This window comes from Streptomyces griseus (assembly GCF_001715295.1).
Taxonomy (GTDB): Bacteria; Actinomycetota; Actinomycetes; order Streptomycetales; family Streptomycetaceae; genus Streptomyces; species Streptomyces griseus_G.
Window position 1 is genome coordinate 139,401 of the sequence record NZ_MDKB01000003.1, and the last position, 15,491, is coordinate 154,891.

Below are 15,491 nucleotides of genomic sequence, written 5' to 3' on the forward strand. Positions count from 1 at the left end.
CCTACGTGCTCAGTCGACCAGGCCGTCGGCGGCCTCGACCTCCTCGCGGGTGATGCCGAGCAGGTACAGCACGGTGTCCAGGAAGGGGACGTTCACCGCCGTGTGGGCGGCCTCACGGACGACCGGCTTGGCGTTGAACGCGACGCCCAGGCCGGCCGTGTTCAGCATGTCCAGATCGTTCGCCCCGTCGCCGATCGCCACCGTCTGCGCCAGCGGTACCCCGGCCTGCTCCGCGAAGCTCCGCAGCAGACGCGCCTTGCCGGCCCGGTCCACGATGTCACCCACGACCCGGCCGGTCAGCTTGCCGTCGACGACCTCCAGGGTGTTGGCCGAGGCGAAGTCCAGCCCCAGACGTTCCTTGAGGTCGTCCGTGACCTGGGTGAAGCCGCCCGAGACCACCCCCACCTGGTATCCCAGCCGCTTCAGCGTACGGATCAGGGTCCGCGCCCCCGGCGTGAGCCGGACCTCCGCACGTACCGTGTCCACCACCGAGGCGTCGAGCCCCGCCAGCAGCGCCACGCGTGCGTGCAGGGACTGCTCGAAGTCCAGCTCTCCGCGCATCGCCTGCTCGGTCACCTCGGCGACCTTGTCCTGGCAGCCGGCGTGGGCCGCGAAGAGCTCGATGACCTCGTCCTGGATCAGCGTGGAGTCCACGTCCATCACGACCAGCCGCTGTGCCCGGCGGCTCAGTCCGGCCGACACCACGGCGATGTCGACGCCGATGCCGGCCGCCTCGACGGCCAGTGCGGTCCGCAGCTCCTCGGTCCCGGTGCCGGACACCGCGAACTCGACCGCGGTGACCGGGTACTTGGCCAGGCGGAAGATCCGGTCGATGTTGCCACCGGTCGAGGTGATCCTGGCCGCTATGGCCGCCGTGGTCTCGGCGGTCAGCGGGTGGCCCAGCACGGTCACATGGGAACGGCCGACGCCCCGGGGACGGTTGTCGCCCGTACCGGAGATGATCTCGGCCTGGAGTTTCAGTGACTCCGCCCAGCTGTGCACGGTCGCCCGCAGGTCCCCCTCGGTCGTACCGCCCGCGGCCGGAGGGGTCACCAGAGCGCACAGGACGATACGGCCACGGGTGACCACCTGCTCGATGTCCACGACGTCGACGGCGTAGGCGGCCAGGGTGTCGAAGAGTCCGGCGGTGATGCCCGGCCGGTCCTTCCCGAAGATCTTGACGAGAAGTGTGGGCGTGTCCGGGCCCTGAGGGGGCTCAGGAAGCTCAGGGGACCGGGGAGGCTGAGGGGGCTGAGGTGCGCTCATGGTGAGTCCCACCGTATAGGTCGGCCAGGGGCCCGCCGAAGCCCGTCCCGAGTGGCGGACAGACCGTGACGGGACTGCGACGAGGTGCGCCGGCCGCCCCGGTTGCGGCACTCCGCACCGGTATCGCCCGGGCGGTGCCGGGGGCGGTGAGCACTCCACGGGGTCTTCGGACCGCCCGGCTTTCCGTTCCGGGGCCGGTCCTGGAATAGTTCCCCACGATGTTCAGCATCCCTAGGCTCCCTGCGACGGGGGCGACACGGGGGACGACTAGTGGGGCGCGGAGTGCCGGAACTCGTACTGGAATTGAATGGCAGGACCTGGACGCTCGACCCGTCCAGGCCGTACACCCTCGGACGTGATCCGCAGGGCGACCTCGTGATCGACGATGCCAGGGTGTCGTGGCGCCACGCCACGATCAGCTGGAACGGCCGCGGCTGGTCCATCGAGGACCACGGCAGCACCAACGGCACCTATCTGCAGGGCAGGCGGGTCCAGCAGACGGAGATAGGCGCGGGGACCTCGGTCCACCTGGGCAACGCCACCGACGGACCGCGGCTGAACCTCACCGCCGCGGCCGGCGCCGGGACCGCGGGGGTTCCTGGCGCGCAGGCGGTGGCGGCGCGGCAGCCGCAGCAGGGCAGCGCCCCGGCGGGCTGGCAGCAGCCCCCGCAGCAGCAGGCGCCCTGGCAGCAGGGGCAGCAGGCGCACCAGCCCCCCGCCCCGCAGCAGCAGGCGCACCAGCCTCCCGTACCCCATCAGCAGGGCGGCCCCTCCCGGGCACCGGGCGCGGGCGGGCCCGGCTCCGCCGCAGGGGCGCCCCCCGTCCACGGCGACCGTAGCCCGACCACCTTCCACCAGCTGGACCTCGGCCGGATCATGCGCATCGGCCGTGCCCTGGAGAACGAGCTGGTCGTCTCCGACCTGCAGGTCTCGCGCCTGCACGCGGAATTCTGCGCGACGCCCGACGGCCGCTTCGAGATCCGGGACCTCGGATCCCACAACGGCACGTACGTCAACGGCCAGCCGCTCAGCAGGTCCGGCTCCGCGCTCATCGGCCCGAACGACATCGTCGGTGTCGGCCACTCGACGTTCCGGCTCGTCGGGGACCGGCTGGAAGAGTTCGTCGACACCGGTGAGGTCTCCTTCTCGGCCCGCCACCTCACGGTGACGGTCGACGGAGGCAAGGACATCCTCAAGGACGTCTCCTTCGGCGTCCCCGAGAAGTCGCTGATCGCGGTCATCGGCCCGTCGGGCTCGGGCAAGTCCACCCTGCTCAAGGCACTCACCGGTTACCGGCCCGCCAACCGCGGCGACGTGCTCTACGACAACCGGAACCTGTACAAGCAGTTCGCCGAGCTGCGGCAGCGCATCGGTCTCGTCCCGCAGGACGACATCCTGCACAAGGAACTCACGGTCACCAAGGCTCTCCGGTACGCCGCCAAGCTCCGCTTCCCCGCGGACACCACCGAGGCCGAGCGCACCGCCCGGATTCACGAGGTCCTCGCCGAGCTCAAGCTCGACATCCACAAGGACAAGAAGGTCACCTCCCTCTCCGGTGGTCAGCGCAAGCGCGTCTCCGTCGCCCTCGAACTGCTGACCAAGCCGTCGCTGATCTTCCTGGACGAGCCGACCTCCGGCCTCGACCCGGGCATGGACCGCGACGTCATGCAGCTGCTGCGCGGCCTCGCCGACGACGGCCGTACCGTGCTGGTCGTCACGCACTCCGTCGCCGAGCTGGCGATCTGCGACAAGCTCCTGGTCATGGCGCCCGGCGGGTCCGTCGCCTACTTCGGCCCTCCGGAGGAGGCGCTGAACTTCTTCGGGTACACGAGCTGGGCCGACGTCTTCTCCGCGTTCGAGAACTACCGCGACTACGACTGGGCGGGCCGCTGGCGCGGGTCCCAGCACTTCCAGATGTACGCCGCGGACATCGACGCCGTGGCCGCGCAGCCCGTCCACATGCCCTCGCGGCAGCAGGTCCGCCCGCCGAAGCCGCAGGGCTGGACCGCCCAGCTGTGGACCCTGATGAGCCGGTACGTCTCGGTGATCGCATCCGACCGGGGATTCCTGGGCCTCATGGTGATCCTTCCGGCGGTCCTCGGCATCGTCAGCGTGGTCATCCCGTCGGACTTCGGACTGGCGGAGCCCACCCCGCCCGCCAGGTTCAACAGCAAGGCGGGGACGATCATGCTGATCCTCGCCGTCGGCATGTGCTTCTCGGGCGCCGCCAACTCGGTACGAGAACTGATCAAGGAGCGGGTCATCTACGAGCGGGAACGGGCCACCGGCCTCTCCCGCTCCGCGTACCTCGTCTCCAAGGTGATCGTCCTCGGTGTGATCACCGCCCTTCAGGGTGTGATCATCTGCGGCATCGGCTTCTCCACCCGCGATCTGCCGGAGGAGGGCCTGTTCATGAACCCGGCCGCGGAGATCTGCCTCTCGATCATCGCGCTCGGCTTCACGTCGATGATGGTCGGCCTGATGATCTCCTCGCTGGTGCGGACGGCCGAGAAGACCATGCCCCTGCTGGTCATGTTCGCGATCGTCCAGGTGGTCTTCACCGGCGTGCTCTTCCAGCTGTACGGCTCGCCCGGCCTGGAGCAGTTCGCCTGGCTGATGCCGTCCCGCTGGGCGATGGCGGCGGCCGGCACCACCCTCGACCTCGCCCACCTCATGCCGCCGTGGGACCCGCAGAACCCGACCGACCTGGACCCGCTCTGGGAGCACTCGGCCGGTCAGTGGGGGATCAACATCGCGGTGCTGCTCTTCCTGGGTGCGATCTGCTTCGTCGCCGTCGCGCGGCTGCTGCGCCGCCACGAGCCGGAGGTCATGCGCAAGTAACGCGCCGTCCCGTACCCGGAAACGCCCGAGGGCGGCACCCCGTGGGGTGCCGCCCTTCGGCATGCGCGCCGGCCGTCACGCGGTCCGGCCGGGCCGGTGCCCCGGCTCTGTCGGGCCGGCTCAGTACGCGCTGTCGACGTTGTCGATCGAGCCGTACTTGTCCGCCGCGTAGTTGGCGGCAGCGGTGATGTTGGCGACCGGGTCGTACTGGTCGTGCTTCGTGCCCTTGACGTGGTAGAAGTCGAAGGTCGGCTTGATGACCTGCAGCAGGCCCTTGGACGGGACGCCGTTGATCGCGTTGATGTCCCAGTTGTTGATGGCGCGCGGGTTACCGCTGGACTCACGCATGATGTTGCGGTGCAGGCCCTCGTAGGTGCCGGGGATCTTCTTCTCGTGCATGATCGAGAGGGCCTCGCGGATCCAGCCGTCGAGGTTGTCGGCGAAGACGGGCTTGCGGTCGGCCGCGCGGCCGGCCTTCTTGGCGGAACGCTTCTTCGCGTCGGCGGCGGCCTTCGCCTTCTTCGCGGCGGCGGCCTTGCTCTTGGCCTTCGCCACGGCCTTGGCCTTCTCCTCCGCCTTCTTCGCGTCGGCGGCGGCCTTGGCCTTGGCCGCGTCGGCGGCCTTCACCAGCTGGGTGGCCGTGGAGTGCTGGTCGAGGATGCTGTTCTGGACGGACTTCGTCTGCGCCGCACCGGCGAAGACGACCGGCGCGGCCGCGGCGGCCTGCGGCTCGGTCGTCGCCGAAGCGTCGTCCGGGACGAGCGAGAACGCGAGCGCGGCGGCGGCCAGGGTGGACACACCCGCGACGGAGAGCTTCTGCGCCTTGTTCAGGCGACGGTTACGGCTGGTGATGCGGGAGACAGACATGTAGTCGCACCTCTCGAATAGCAGGAGTCCTCGGCGAGGACGCGGACGGAAGCGCCGGGGCGCATCTCCGTCGGGGACAGATGCAATTCTTAGCGGCAGCAAAATGGCCTGGCAAAGGTGTGACGTACGAAGCTGGATAGTGGAATGGGGCGCCGTTCGTGACGCTCTGTCCGTTTTGGGGCTTGCCGTATTGCCCGTTTTGGGTCAACTATCCGTCTTCGTAAGTGACGTGCGTCCTATGCCTGGGCTCACACGCGGAGCCTCTTCGCTTCACGAAATGTTGCTTGTGTAATGCAGAGAGTGAGCGCCTGCGACCGGCCGGAACCGGGGGTGTCCCCGCCCTCCCGCGCAGGGCGGACGCCCTCGGGCCTGGACGGGCCCGGCGGCCGTCGGGTGCGCGACCGAGGTCCCCTGCCACGGGCCGCGAGCCCGGCCCGCACCGAACGGGAGGACTAGGCCTGCGGCCCTACCCCGCGGCCGCCCTCAGGCGGATACGGCCGCCGGATGCCCGCCGGTACGGTGAAGCCATGAGCCATCGCCCCCCGTCGGGCCTCGCCGCGGTCAGCGCCGCGCTGCTCGCCATGAGCCGGCATCTGGAGATGCGGGACGTCCTCAAGACGATCGTCCAGTCCGCCCGGGAACTCCTCGACGCCGAGTACGCGGCCCTGGGCGTTCCGGACGACCACGGCGGTTTCGCCCAGTTCGTGGTGGACGGGGTCAGCGACGAGGAGTGGAAGGCCATCGGCCCGCTGCCCCGGCAGCACGGCATCCTCGCCGCGATGCTCCACGAGGCGAAGCCCGAGCGGCTCGCCGACGTCCGCGCGGACCCGCGCTTCGGCGGCTGGCCCGAGGCCCACCCCGACATGTCCGACTTCCTCGGCCTGCCCATCCAGGACGGCGACGAGATCATCGGCGCCCTCTTCCTCGCGAACAAGCGCTGCCCCAAGCCGCAGGGCGGCTGCGGATTCACGGAGGAGGACGAGGAACTGCTGGGCATCCTCGCCCAGCACGCCGCCATCGCCCTCACCAACGCCCGGCTGTACGAGCGCAGCCGCGAGCTCACGATCGCCGAGGAGCGCACGAGGCTCGCCCACGAACTGCACGACGCCGTCAGCCAGAAACTCTTCTCCCTCCGGCTGACCGCCCAGGCCGCCGCCGCCCTCGTCGACCGCGACCCGGCCCGCGCCAAGGGTGAACTCCAGCAGGTCGCGGTCCTGGCCGCGGAAGCCGTGGACGAACTGCGCGCCGCCGTCGTCGAGCTGCGGCCCGCCGCCCTGGACGAGGACGGCCTCGTCGCCACCCTCCGTACCCAGATCCGGGTCATGGACCGCGCCCACGCCGCCCGGGTCACCTTCGAGAGCGGCGGCGTACGCGCCCTGCCCTCGGCCCAGGAGGAGGCGCTGCTCCGGGTCGCCCAGGAAGCCCTCCACAACGCCCTGCGCCACTCCGGCGCCGAGCGTGTCTCCGTCTCGCTCGGCAGGCGGGACGCCGTCACGGTGCTGCGGGTCACCGACGACGGCAGCGGCTTCGACGTCCACGCGGTCCGGCGGGCCGGCCGTCATCTGGGCCTCGTCTCGATGCGGCACCGGGCGGGCAGCGTCGGCGGCCGGCTCACCGTTGCCTCGGAGCCCGGCAAGGGCACCACGATCCGGATGGAGATCCCCAGTGGTTGACAAGATCATCAGGGTGTTGCTGGTCGACGACCACCAGGTGGTCAGACGCGGACTCCGTACCTTCCTGGAGATCCAGGACGACGTGGAGGTCGTCGGCGAGGCGGCGGACGGGGCCGAGGGCGTCGCCAGGACGGAGGAGCTGCGGCCCGACGTCGTCCTGATGGACATCAAGATGCCGGGTACGGACGGCATCGAGGCCCTGCGCAGGCTCAGGGCGCTGGAGAACCCCGCCAAGGTCCTGATCGTCACGAGCTTCACCGAGCAGCGCACGGTAGTCCCCGCCCTGCGCGCCGGCGCGTCGGGGTACGTCTACAAGGACGTCGACCCGGACGCCCTGGCCGGCGCCATCCGCTCGGTCCACGCCGGGCACGTCCTGCTCCAGCCGGAGGTCGCCGACGCCCTCCTCGCCCAGGAGGACTCCGGAAGCGGTACGGGGCGGGGGAGCACCCTGACGGAACGCGAGCGGGAGGTACTCGGGCTGATCGCCGACGGCCGCTCCAACCGGGAGATCGCCCGGGCGCTGGTGCTGTCGGAGAAGACCGTCAAGACACACGTCTCGAACATCCTGATGAAGCTCGACCTGTCGGACCGGACGCAGGCCGCGCTCTGGGCGGTCAGGCACGGAGCTGCGGACTGAGGGGAGCGGCCGGTCAGCGGTCAGGTACGGAGCGGCGGACCGAGGGTGCGGCCGGCCGGGGGAAGCGGGCTGTCCGGCGCTTCCCCTCCTGCGGCCGTCCCGCGGCCCGCGGCCGGGCAGGCCCACCCCGGCCGCCCGGCGCGCTCACCGCCCGCGTTCCTCCACGTACGCGTTGTACGCCGCGACCTGCGCGCGCCGGGCCACCCGCTCCACCGGCCGCAGCGCCTCACCCCGGGCCGCGATCTCCGAAGCGCTCACCGCGCCCCCGTGGCCGTTCTCATGGGCCACCGAGACGAGCAGCCCCACCCGCCGGGCCAGCTCCAGGACCCGCGCCGCCCGCGCCGGATAGCCCGGAGCCAGCACCTCCCGGCCCCGCGCCGCCCGCGCCCGGTACGCGTCCACCGCCGCCTCCGCGACCGGCCCGGAACCGGCGACGTCCAGCCGCGCGAGCACCGCCGTCGCCTCCCGCAGCGCCTCGGCGAGCTCCCGCTCCGCCTCACCCAGCGACGGCACGTCGGCCGGGGGCGCCTCCCGCACCGGAAGACAGTGCCACGCCACCTCGACGTGCAGGTCACCGGCGGGCCCCGCCTCCGTCACCTCCGGTACGAGCCCGTACGGCGCCCCGGACGTGACGACCGCCTCCTCCGCCTCCAGTGCCCGTGCGTTGAAGGCGGGCGGCCCGCTCAGCCCCAGCGGATGACCGGGCACCGGAAGCGCGACCCGGAAACCGGTCGCACCGAGCGACCTCAGCCGCCCGAGCGCCAGCGTGAGCCCGACCGGCCCCGCCTCACCCGGTAGTCCCAGGACGCGGTGCACCGCGTCCTCACCGACGATCGCGAGCGCCGCGTCGTCCGGCGACACACGTCCTGACAGAAGTGCGTTTCCCCATGCGGCGAGCCGCCCTGAGCGTGGTTCCGAAAGCATGGGAACAGCCTAAGGACTGTCCCGCAATTCCCGGCGGGCGTGCGACGACAGCTACGGCACCTCGCCGCGTTGTCGGAACGTCCCCATACATCCAGTATGCGGACGTCCCTCCGCCTTGCGATGCCCCGCATCTGACGCCGCCCGCTGATCCACCGGGAATTGCGGGACAGCCCTTAGGGAACGGCCCCAGGGCCTGAGCACTCCGCGGGTGGCGTAGGTTTTCCCTGGGAGCCGTGCCCACCGGCACGCGACGATCTCGACACTGCATGGGGAGACAACGCGCCATGAGCGATGTACTGGAGCTGGTGGACGTATCCGTGGTCCGCGACGGACGCGCTCTGGTGGACGACGTCTCGTGGTCGGTCAAGGAGGGGGAGCGCTGGGTGATCGTCGGCCCGAACGGCGCCGGCAAGACCACCCTCCTCAACATCGCCTCCAGCTACCTCTTCCCGAGCACCGGCACGGCCCGGATCCTCGGCGAGCAGCTCGGCGGCGTCGGCACCGACGTCTTCGAGCTCCGCCCCCGCATCGGGATCGCCGGGATCGCCATGGCCGAGAAGCTGCCCAAGCGCCAGACGGTCCTGCAGACGGTCCTCACCGCCGCGTACGGCATGACCGCCACCTGGCACGAGAACTACGAGGCCGTCGACGAGGAGCGCGCCCGCGCCTTCCTCGACCGGCTCGGCATGACCGAGTACCTCGACCGGAGGTTCGGCACCCTCTCGGAGGGGGAGCGCAAGCGCACCCTCATCGCCCGCGCCATGATGACCGACCCCGAGCTCCTCCTCCTCGACGAGCCCGCCGCGGGCCTCGACCTCGGCGGACGCGAGGACCTCGTCCGCCGCCTGGGACGCCTCGCCCGTGACCCGTACGCCCCGTCGATGGTCATGGTGACCCACCACGTCGAGGAGATCCCGCCCGGCTTCACCCACGTCCTGATGATCCGCCAGGGCAGGATCCTCGCCGCCGGCCCCATGGAGACCGAGCTCAGCTCCCGCAACCTCTCCCTCTGCTTCGGTCTGCCGCTCGTGGTCGAGCACCACGGTGACCGCTACACGGCCCGCGGACTCCCGCTCTCCTGAACTCCCTTTCCGGCAGCCGCCCCTCCGGCGCCCTGTCGGCGGAGGTGACCGGCGTCCTACGATGACCGGGTGGACATCGACGCGTGGGTGTGGTGGCTGATCGGCGCGGTGGGACTGGGCATCCCACTCGTCCTGACCGCCATGCCCGAATTCGGGATGTTCGCCGTCGGAGCGGTGGCCGCAGCGGTCGTCGCGGCCCTCGGCGGTGGCATCGTCGCCCAAGTACTCGTCTTCGTCGGGGTGTCGGTGGCGCTCGTCGCCGTCGTACGCCCGATCGCCGCCCGGCACCGGTCCGGCCGGGCCCCGCACGCCACCGGCATCGACGCCCTGAAGGGCCGTCAGGCCGTCGTCCTGGAACGGGTCGACGGCAGCGGCGGCCGCATCAAGCTCGCCGGCGAGATCTGGTCCGCCCGCTCCCTCGACGGCGACCAGAGCTTCGAACCGGGCCGCCAGGTCGACGTCGTGGACATCGACGGTGCGACGGCCCTCGTCATGTGAGCGAACTCGCCCCACGGCAGGCCGTGTTCTGCCACACTCGAAGTCGATCATCATGAGACCGCGACTTTCATAAGAAATATGAGACCGCGACTGTCACAAGAACCGTGACCGTCGCGACCGTCCGAGCTCGAACACCGCGATCCGTCGGCAACCGAAGGGCACGAGGCACACGATGCAACCGATCATCATCGTCCTGATCATTCTGGTGGTGCTCGTCTTCATCGCCCTGATCAAGACGATCCAGGTCATCCCGCAGGCCAGTGCCGCCATCGTGGAGCGCTTCGGCCGCTACACCCGCACGCTCAACGCCGGGCTGAACATCGTCGTCCCGTTCATCGACTCGATCCGCAACCGGATCGACCTCCGCGAACAGGTCGTCCCCTTCCCGCCGCAGCCGGTGATCACCCAGGACAACCTCGTCGTCAACATCGACACCGTCATCTACTACCAGGTCACCGACGCCCGCGCGGCGACCTACGAGGTCGCCAGCTACATCCAGGCGATCGAGCAGCTCACCGTCACCACCCTGCGCAACATCATCGGCGGCATGGACCTCGAGCGGACCCTCACCTCCCGCGAAGAGATCAACGCGGCGCTGCGCGGCGTCCTCGACGAGGCCACCGGCAAGTGGGGCATCCGCGTCAACCGCGTCGAGCTCAAGGCCATCGAACCGCCGACCTCCATCCAGGACTCGATGGAGAAGCAGATGCGCGCCGACCGCGACAAGCGCGCCGCCATCCTCACCGCCGAAGGCATCAGGCAGTCCGCCATCCTCACCGCCGAAGGCGAGAAGCAGTCCGCCATCCTGCGCGCCGAGGGTGAGGCCAAGGCATCCGCCCTGCGCGCCGAGGGCGAGGCCCAGGCCATCCGCACGGTCTTCGAGTCCATCCACGCCGGGGACCCGGACCAGAAACTCCTCTCGTACCAGTACCTCCAGATGCTCCCCAAGATCGCCGAGGGCGACGCCAACAAGCTGTGGATCGTTCCCAGCGAGATCGGCGACGCCCTGAAGGGCCTCAGCGGCGCCTTCGGCAACCTCGGCGGAGGCGTCCCCGGCTTCAACACCGGTACGGAGCGCCGGGAACAGCCCCCGGTCGACTGACCGGCGGACCCCTTCGTGCATGATCGGTGAAGCCCCTCGACCTTCATGGCGGGGAGGCATCACTGACCATCGAAGGAGATGGCCTTGTCCGTCTGGGAAATGCTCGCGGTCTTCTCGGCCGGGGTCGGCGCCGGCACGATCAACACCATCGTCGGGTCAGGCACGTTGATCACCTTCCCCGTCCTGCTCGCCACCGGGCTGCCCCCGGTCACCGCCACCGTCTCCAACGCCCTCGGCCTGATCCCGGGGTCGGTCAGCGGCGCCATCGGCTACCGCAGGGAACTCGCGGGCCAGCGGCGCCGCATACTCAAACTGAGCGCCGGAGCACTCGTCGGCGGCCTCACCGGCGCCACCCTCCTGCTGGCTCTGCCCTCCACGGCCTTCGAGACGATCGTCCCCGTCCTCGTGGCCCTCGCACTCGTCCTGGTCGTCCTTCAGCCCCGGATCGGCAGGGCGGTGCAGCGGCGCCGTGCCCGCACCGGTACGGTCGCCCGCCCGGACGGCGGGCCGCTCCTGTTCGTCGGCCTGATGCTCGCCAGCGTCTACGGCGGCTACTTCACGGCGGCCCAGGGGATCATCTACCTCTCCCTCATGGGCATGCTGCTCGACGACACCATGCAGCGGATCAACGCCGTCAAGAACATCCTCGCCGCCGTCGTCAACAGCGTCGCCGCACTCTTCTTCCTCTTCGTCGCGGACTTCGACTGGACGGCCGTCGTGCTCATCGCCGTGGGCTCGGCGATCGGCGGACAGATCGGAGCGAGGGTGGGCCGCCGGCTCAGCCCGCGCCTGCTGCGCGCCCTCGTCGTCGTCGTGGGAACCGCCGCGATCGTCCAACTGCTGCTGCGCTGACGCCGAGGGGGCCCGTCTCCCCGTCGGTCGCGGGGGGACGGGCCGCTCGCGCACGGCCGTGTACGGCGGCTACGCCGCGGACCGAGCCAGCCACTCCGGCAGCGCGGACCGGTCCCCGGCCCCCAGCGCGAGCAGCATGGCGTCCGCCGGCGAGGGGACGAACGGCTGCCGCAGCAGGGGCATGCCCGCCTGCTCGGGCGTCCGGGCCGCCTTGCGGTGGTTGTCCTCCGCGCACGAGGCGACGGTGTTCAGCCAGGTGTCCTGACCGCCCTGGGCACGCGGCACCACGTGGTCCACGGTGCTGGCCCGCCGCCCGCAGTACGCGCACCGGTGCTGGTCCCGTATGAGGACCCCCCTTCTGGACCACGGGGCGTGTCTTCGGAAAGGCACCCGTACGTACCGGCAGAGCCTGATGACCCGGGGCACCGGGATGTCGACGGCGGCACCTCGCATACGCAGGCCGGGATCCGCCTGCTCGACGACCGCCTTGTCCTGCAGGATGAGTACCACCGCACGGTTGAGCGTCACCGTCGACAGCGGCTCGAAGCTCGCGTTGAGGACCAGTGTGTCCCGCATCCTGCCCACCTCCCGTGTGCCGCCCGCCCCCCGGCGGGCCCGGATCAACTCTGTCCGGGCGAGCCGTGATGGACAACGCAATAAAAAGTGCCCTGCCCTGATCTCTCCAAGACCAGGGCAGGGCAAACAGGAGGAGAACTGTCAGCTGTCGGGCGAGGCGTACTCACCGATCAGATGGGCGCGGGCCAGGGTGTGGAACCGGAGGTTGAATCCGATCGCGGCGGGCGTGGCGTCGCTGCCCGGCCCGAGCTTCTCGGCGTCCACCGCGTACACGGTGAAGACGTACCGGTGGTTCTCACCGGCCGGCGGCGCGGCGCCGCCGAACTCCTTCGCCCCGTAGTCGTTGCGCACCTGGACCGCGCCCCGGGGGAGACCGTCGAACCTGCCGGAACCCGCGCCCGCCGGGAGCTCGGTCACCGTTGCCGGGATGTCGAAGACCACCCAGTGCCAGAACCCGCTGCCCGTGGGGGCGTCCGGGTCGAAACACGTCACCGCGAAACTCTTCGTCCCGGCGGGGAAGTCCTCCCACCGCAGGTGCGGTGAGGTGTTCCCCGCCGAGTGCACCTGCGCGTCCGCGAGAACGCCTCCCGGTGCGAGATCGTCGCTCACCACGGTGAACGAGGGGACCTCGGGATGGAAGTCGTGCGGCAGCGGCGCCCTCTTCGACTCGGTCACGTCAGCACCTCTCCTGGTCGTCTGCGATGGGTCTCCCGTCGACCCTAAGGGCTGTGCCGCCGATTCCCGGTGGGCGCGCGACGACAGCCGCGGTTCCTCGCCACGTCGCCGGCACGTCCTCACGGCATTCCGTACACGGACGCCCCACCGTCCTGCGACGCACCGCCTCGGGGCACCGCGTCGTCCACGGGAGCGGGCCGGTCCGCGGGGGCCCTCAGAGCCAGTTGCGCTGTCCGCCGACGTGGGCGAGCCACTGGTTGAGGTAGGCGGCCCAGTCCGTGTTCCGGAAGTCGTCCAGCCCGACCTTGAACGCGCGGTAGGAGTCGCTGCCCTCGCTGAAGAGGCCGGGCTTCTTGTCCATCTCCAGGACGACGTCCATCTCACGGTCGTCCGCGACGAACGTCAGCTCGACCTGGTTCAGCCCGCGGTACTGCTGCGGCGGGAAGAACTCGATCTCCTGGTAGAACGGCAGGCGCTGGCGCGTACCGCGGATGTGGCCGCGTTCCATGTCCGCGCTGCGGAAACCGAAGCCGAGCTGCCCGAAGGCGTCCAGGATGGCCTGCTGGGCCGGCAGCGGGTGCACGTTGATCGCGTCCAGGTCTCCGGAGTCCACCGCCCGGGCGATCTCCAGCTCCGTGGTCACCCCGATGTTCATGCCGCGCAGGTGCTGCCCCGCGAACATCGTGATCGGCGTCTCCCAGGGGATCTCGAGCCCGAACGGCACGACGTGCACGGCGCCCGCCTTCACCTCGAAGGCACCACCGAGACGCAGCTTGGTGAACTCGATGTCCTGCTTGGTCTCCTGGTCCCCGCCCTCCACCTCGACGCGCGCCTGGAGACCGACGGAGAGCCCCTCGATCTGCTGGTCCACGGATCCGCCCTGGACCCGTACCTCGCCCTGGACGACCCCGCCGGGGACGACGTTGAGTTCGGTCAGCTCGGTCTCCACCGAAGCACCGCCGGCACCCATGCTCGCGAGCAGCCGCTTGAAGCCCATGATTACTCCTCCTTGGTCCTGACCTCTACATACGCGCGACGACCGTAGCCGGTTCCCGGTACGGGCTTCCCAGTACCCTCGGACGCCATGAACGAAGGCATGGACCGTACGCCGCGCACGCGGGACCTCTTCGACCTGCCCGTCCCGGACGTGGCACCCGACCCGCCGGGCCGCGCCCCGGCCCGTACCACCGGCGCGGGCGTCGTCGAGCCGACGCCTGCCGGAGCGGAGGCCGACCGCGGCGCCCCCGCCCTTCGCGGGGGGACGGCACGCACCTCCGTCACCTCCGGTACGCCGGGTCGCTCGTACGTGGACGTCACCCACGGCACGGCACGGCGGGCGTCATGAAGGTCGGCCGCCTCGCCCATCCCGCTGAAGAGGTCGCACCCCAGCTGCTCGGGGCCCTCCTGACCTGCGAGACCTCCGAGGGGACCGTGAGCGTCGTCGTCACGGAGACCGAGGCCTACTCCGGTACGGCCGACCCGGCCTCCCACGCCTACCGGGGCCGTACACCCCGAAACGCCGTCATGTTCGGGCCCCCGGGACACCTGTACGTCTACCGGTCCCACGGTCTGCACTGGTGCGCCAACGTGGTCACCGGGACGGACGGCATCGCCTCGGCCGTCCTCATCCGGGCAGGCAGGGTCGTCGAGGGGGAGGAACTGGCACGCCGGCGGCGGGGGGAGAAGGTCGAGGACCGGCGTCTCGCCCGGGGGCCGGGCAACTTCTGCCAGGCACTCGGCATCACGGCGGAGCACAACGGCGCGGACCTCCTGGCAGGCACCTCGGTCGTGTTGTCCGAGGGGGAGCCGGTACCCACCGCGCTCATCCAGGCCGGCCCCCGGGTGGGCGTGAGCAAGGCCCATGACTGGCAGCACCGGTTCTACCTCGCCGGTGATCCGACGGTCTCGGCGTACCGGCTGAGTCCGAGAGCCGAGCGGTCCGCCGGAGCCTGAGCCGCTGGGCGCCTCGCCGGGGTCACCGGCCGGCCCGTGGGCGGCTTGCGGGAAGGGACCGCCGACTGGCGGGACGCCACGGTGGCCCGGCCGCCCGCCGCGCGCATACGTCCTGCCGTCGCCCCGCCGCTTGACGCGACCCCACCTCTTCCCTAAAGTAGTCCGAGCCGCTTGAACGGATGCAGTCGTGGTTGGCGCGGTCCATGGGACCGCGCCGGAGCATCGTGAGAGGGCCAACCACTATCTACGATTCGCCCTGGTGGGCGTGATTTCGGCATGCCGGAATTCGTCTGACGGCTCGATTATGAGTCACCGAGGAAATCGGCTAACGTGGTGAACACGCCGAAAGGGAAACGCGAAAGCGGAGAACCGAAAGCAACCCGCTTCGACCGGGAATCGGACACGAAAGAGTCTGATAGAGTCGGAAACGCAAGAACGAAGGGAAGCGCCCGGAGGAGCCCGGTGAAACGGGACCGAAGGAAGCGTCCGTTCCTTGAGAACTCAACAGCGTGCCAAAAGTCAACGCCAGATATGTTGATACCCCG

General features: G+C 70.5%; 15 protein-coding genes. 9 read left to right on the plus strand and 6 right to left on the minus strand.

Annotated features, from left to right (window positions below; translation table 11 throughout):
- Positions 1-9 precede the first annotated feature (9 nt).
- Positions 10-1,266: a phosphoserine phosphatase SerB gene (gene serB, locus BA175_RS16955; protein ID WP_069172270.1), complete on the minus strand. Its 1,257-nt coding sequence runs from the start codon at positions 1,264-1,266 to the stop codon at positions 10-12.
- Positions 1,267-1,536: 270 nt separating this feature from the next.
- On the opposite strand from serB, the gene BA175_RS16960 reads away from it, so the two are divergent.
- Positions 1,537-4,107: an ABC transporter ATP-binding protein/permease gene (locus tag BA175_RS16960; protein WP_069172271.1), complete on the plus strand. Its 2,571-nt coding sequence runs from the start codon at positions 1,537-1,539 to the stop codon at positions 4,105-4,107.
- Between the two features lie 120 nt (positions 4,108-4,227).
- Here BA175_RS16960 and BA175_RS16965 read toward each other — a convergent pair whose 3' ends face one another.
- Positions 4,228-4,974: a transglycosylase SLT domain-containing protein gene (locus BA175_RS16965; protein WP_069172272.1), complete on the minus strand. Its 747-nt coding sequence runs from the start codon at positions 4,972-4,974 to the stop codon at positions 4,228-4,230.
- Between the two features lie 527 nt (positions 4,975-5,501).
- On the opposite strand from BA175_RS16965, the gene BA175_RS16970 reads away from it, so the two are divergent.
- Positions 5,502-6,647, plus strand: a complete 1,146-nt coding sequence (locus BA175_RS16970) for a GAF domain-containing sensor histidine kinase (RefSeq protein ID WP_069172273.1) — start codon at positions 5,502-5,504, stop codon at positions 6,645-6,647.
- Complete coding sequence (locus tag BA175_RS16975) at positions 6,640-7,284, plus strand: response regulator (protein WP_069172274.1); 645 nt, start codon at positions 6,640-6,642, stop codon at positions 7,282-7,284. The genes BA175_RS16970 and BA175_RS16975 overlap by 8 nt, the downstream gene beginning before the upstream one ends.
- Before the next feature lie 144 nt (positions 7,285-7,428).
- On the opposite strand, the gene BA175_RS16980 is transcribed toward BA175_RS16975, so the two are convergent.
- Positions 7,429-8,208, minus strand: a complete 780-nt coding sequence (locus tag BA175_RS16980; RefSeq protein ID WP_069172275.1) for a hypothetical protein — start codon at positions 8,206-8,208, stop codon at positions 7,429-7,431.
- Positions 8,209-8,492: 284 nt separating this feature from the next.
- Here BA175_RS16980 and BA175_RS16985 point away from each other — a divergent pair, with 284 nt between their 5' ends.
- The 4 genes from BA175_RS16985 to BA175_RS17000 all read left to right on the plus strand — a co-directional run bounded on the left by BA175_RS16985 (position 8,493) and on the right by BA175_RS17000 (position 11,742).
- Positions 8,493-9,290: an ABC transporter ATP-binding protein gene (locus BA175_RS16985; protein ID WP_069172276.1), complete on the plus strand. Its 798-nt coding sequence runs from the start codon at positions 8,493-8,495 to the stop codon at positions 9,288-9,290.
- A gap of 69 nt (positions 9,291-9,359) precedes the next feature.
- Positions 9,360-9,788, plus strand: coding sequence for an NfeD family protein (locus tag BA175_RS16990; protein ID WP_069172277.1), 429 nt, complete (start codon positions 9,360-9,362; stop codon positions 9,786-9,788).
- A gap of 172 nt (positions 9,789-9,960) precedes the next feature.
- Positions 9,961-10,890: an SPFH domain-containing protein gene (locus BA175_RS16995; RefSeq protein ID WP_069172278.1), complete on the plus strand. Its 930-nt coding sequence runs from the start codon at positions 9,961-9,963 to the stop codon at positions 10,888-10,890.
- A gap of 78 nt (positions 10,891-10,968) precedes the next feature.
- On the plus strand, positions 10,969-11,742 hold the full coding sequence (locus BA175_RS17000; protein ID WP_175420859.1) for a sulfite exporter TauE/SafE family protein: 774 nt from the start codon (positions 10,969-10,971) through the stop codon (positions 11,740-11,742).
- 69 nt (positions 11,743-11,811) lie between these two features.
- On the opposite strand, the gene BA175_RS17005 is transcribed toward BA175_RS17000, so the two are convergent.
- The 3 genes from BA175_RS17005 to BA175_RS17015 all read right to left on the minus strand — a co-directional run bounded on the left by BA175_RS17005 (position 11,812) and on the right by BA175_RS17015 (position 13,990).
- The gene (locus tag BA175_RS17005; RefSeq protein WP_069172280.1) at positions 11,812-12,318 is read right to left on the minus strand and encodes an HNH endonuclease; all 507 of its coding nucleotides are present in this window, start codon (positions 12,316-12,318) and stop codon (positions 11,812-11,814) included.
- Positions 12,319-12,459: 141 nt separating this feature from the next.
- The gene (locus BA175_RS17010) at positions 12,460-12,993 is read right to left on the minus strand and encodes a YbhB/YbcL family Raf kinase inhibitor-like protein (RefSeq protein ID WP_069172281.1); all 534 of its coding nucleotides are present in this window, start codon (positions 12,991-12,993) and stop codon (positions 12,460-12,462) included.
- 214 nt (positions 12,994-13,207) lie between these two features.
- Positions 13,208-13,990 carry a sporulation protein gene (locus BA175_RS17015; protein WP_069172282.1) on the minus strand — a complete coding sequence of 261 codons (783 nt, stop codon included), beginning with the start codon at positions 13,988-13,990 and terminating at the stop codon, positions 13,208-13,210.
- A gap of 87 nt (positions 13,991-14,077) precedes the next feature.
- Between BA175_RS17015 and BA175_RS17020 the strand changes: the two genes are divergently transcribed.
- Entirely contained in the window at positions 14,078-14,338 is a 261-nt protein-coding gene (locus BA175_RS17020) for a hypothetical protein (protein WP_139131403.1), read from the plus strand.
- Positions 14,335-14,946: a DNA-3-methyladenine glycosylase gene (locus tag BA175_RS17025; protein ID WP_069172284.1), complete on the plus strand. Its 612-nt coding sequence runs from the start codon at positions 14,335-14,337 to the stop codon at positions 14,944-14,946. Before BA175_RS17020 ends, BA175_RS17025 begins: the two co-directional genes overlap by 4 nt.
- The last annotated feature ends 545 nt before the right edge of the window (positions 14,947-15,491 follow it).

What these genes read in the sequence shown, in the direction of transcription:
- BA175_RS16985 (WP_069172276.1), top strand. Translation starts at nt 8,493, where the DNA reads ATGAGCGATGTACTGGAGCTGGTGGACGTATCCGTGGTCCGCGACGGA.
- serB (WP_069172270.1), bottom strand. Translation starts at nt 1,266, where the DNA reads ATGAGCGCACCTCAGCCCCCTCAGCCTCCCCGGTCCCCTGAGCTTCCT.
- BA175_RS16995 (WP_069172278.1), top strand. Translation starts at nt 9,961, where the DNA reads ATGCAACCGATCATCATCGTCCTGATCATTCTGGTGGTGCTCGTCTTC.
- BA175_RS16980 (WP_069172275.1), bottom strand. Translation starts at nt 8,208, where the DNA reads ATGCTTTCGGAACCACGCTCAGGGCGGCTCGCCGCATGGGGAAACGCA.
- BA175_RS16965 (WP_069172272.1), bottom strand. Translation starts at nt 4,974, where the DNA reads ATGTCTGTCTCCCGCATCACCAGCCGTAACCGTCGCCTGAACAAGGCG.
- BA175_RS16970 (WP_069172273.1), top strand. Translation starts at nt 5,502, where the DNA reads ATGAGCCATCGCCCCCCGTCGGGCCTCGCCGCGGTCAGCGCCGCGCTG.
- BA175_RS17005 (WP_069172280.1), bottom strand. Translation starts at nt 12,318, where the DNA reads ATGCGGGACACACTGGTCCTCAACGCGAGCTTCGAGCCGCTGTCGACG.
- BA175_RS17000 (WP_175420859.1), top strand. Translation starts at nt 10,969, where the DNA reads ATGGCCTTGTCCGTCTGGGAAATGCTCGCGGTCTTCTCGGCCGGGGTC.
- BA175_RS17025 (WP_069172284.1), top strand. Translation starts at nt 14,335, where the DNA reads ATGAAGGTCGGCCGCCTCGCCCATCCCGCTGAAGAGGTCGCACCCCAG.
- BA175_RS17015 (WP_069172282.1), bottom strand. Translation starts at nt 13,990, where the DNA reads ATGGGCTTCAAGCGGCTGCTCGCGAGCATGGGTGCCGGCGGTGCTTCG.
- BA175_RS17020 (WP_139131403.1), top strand. Translation starts at nt 14,078, where the DNA reads ATGAACGAAGGCATGGACCGTACGCCGCGCACGCGGGACCTCTTCGAC.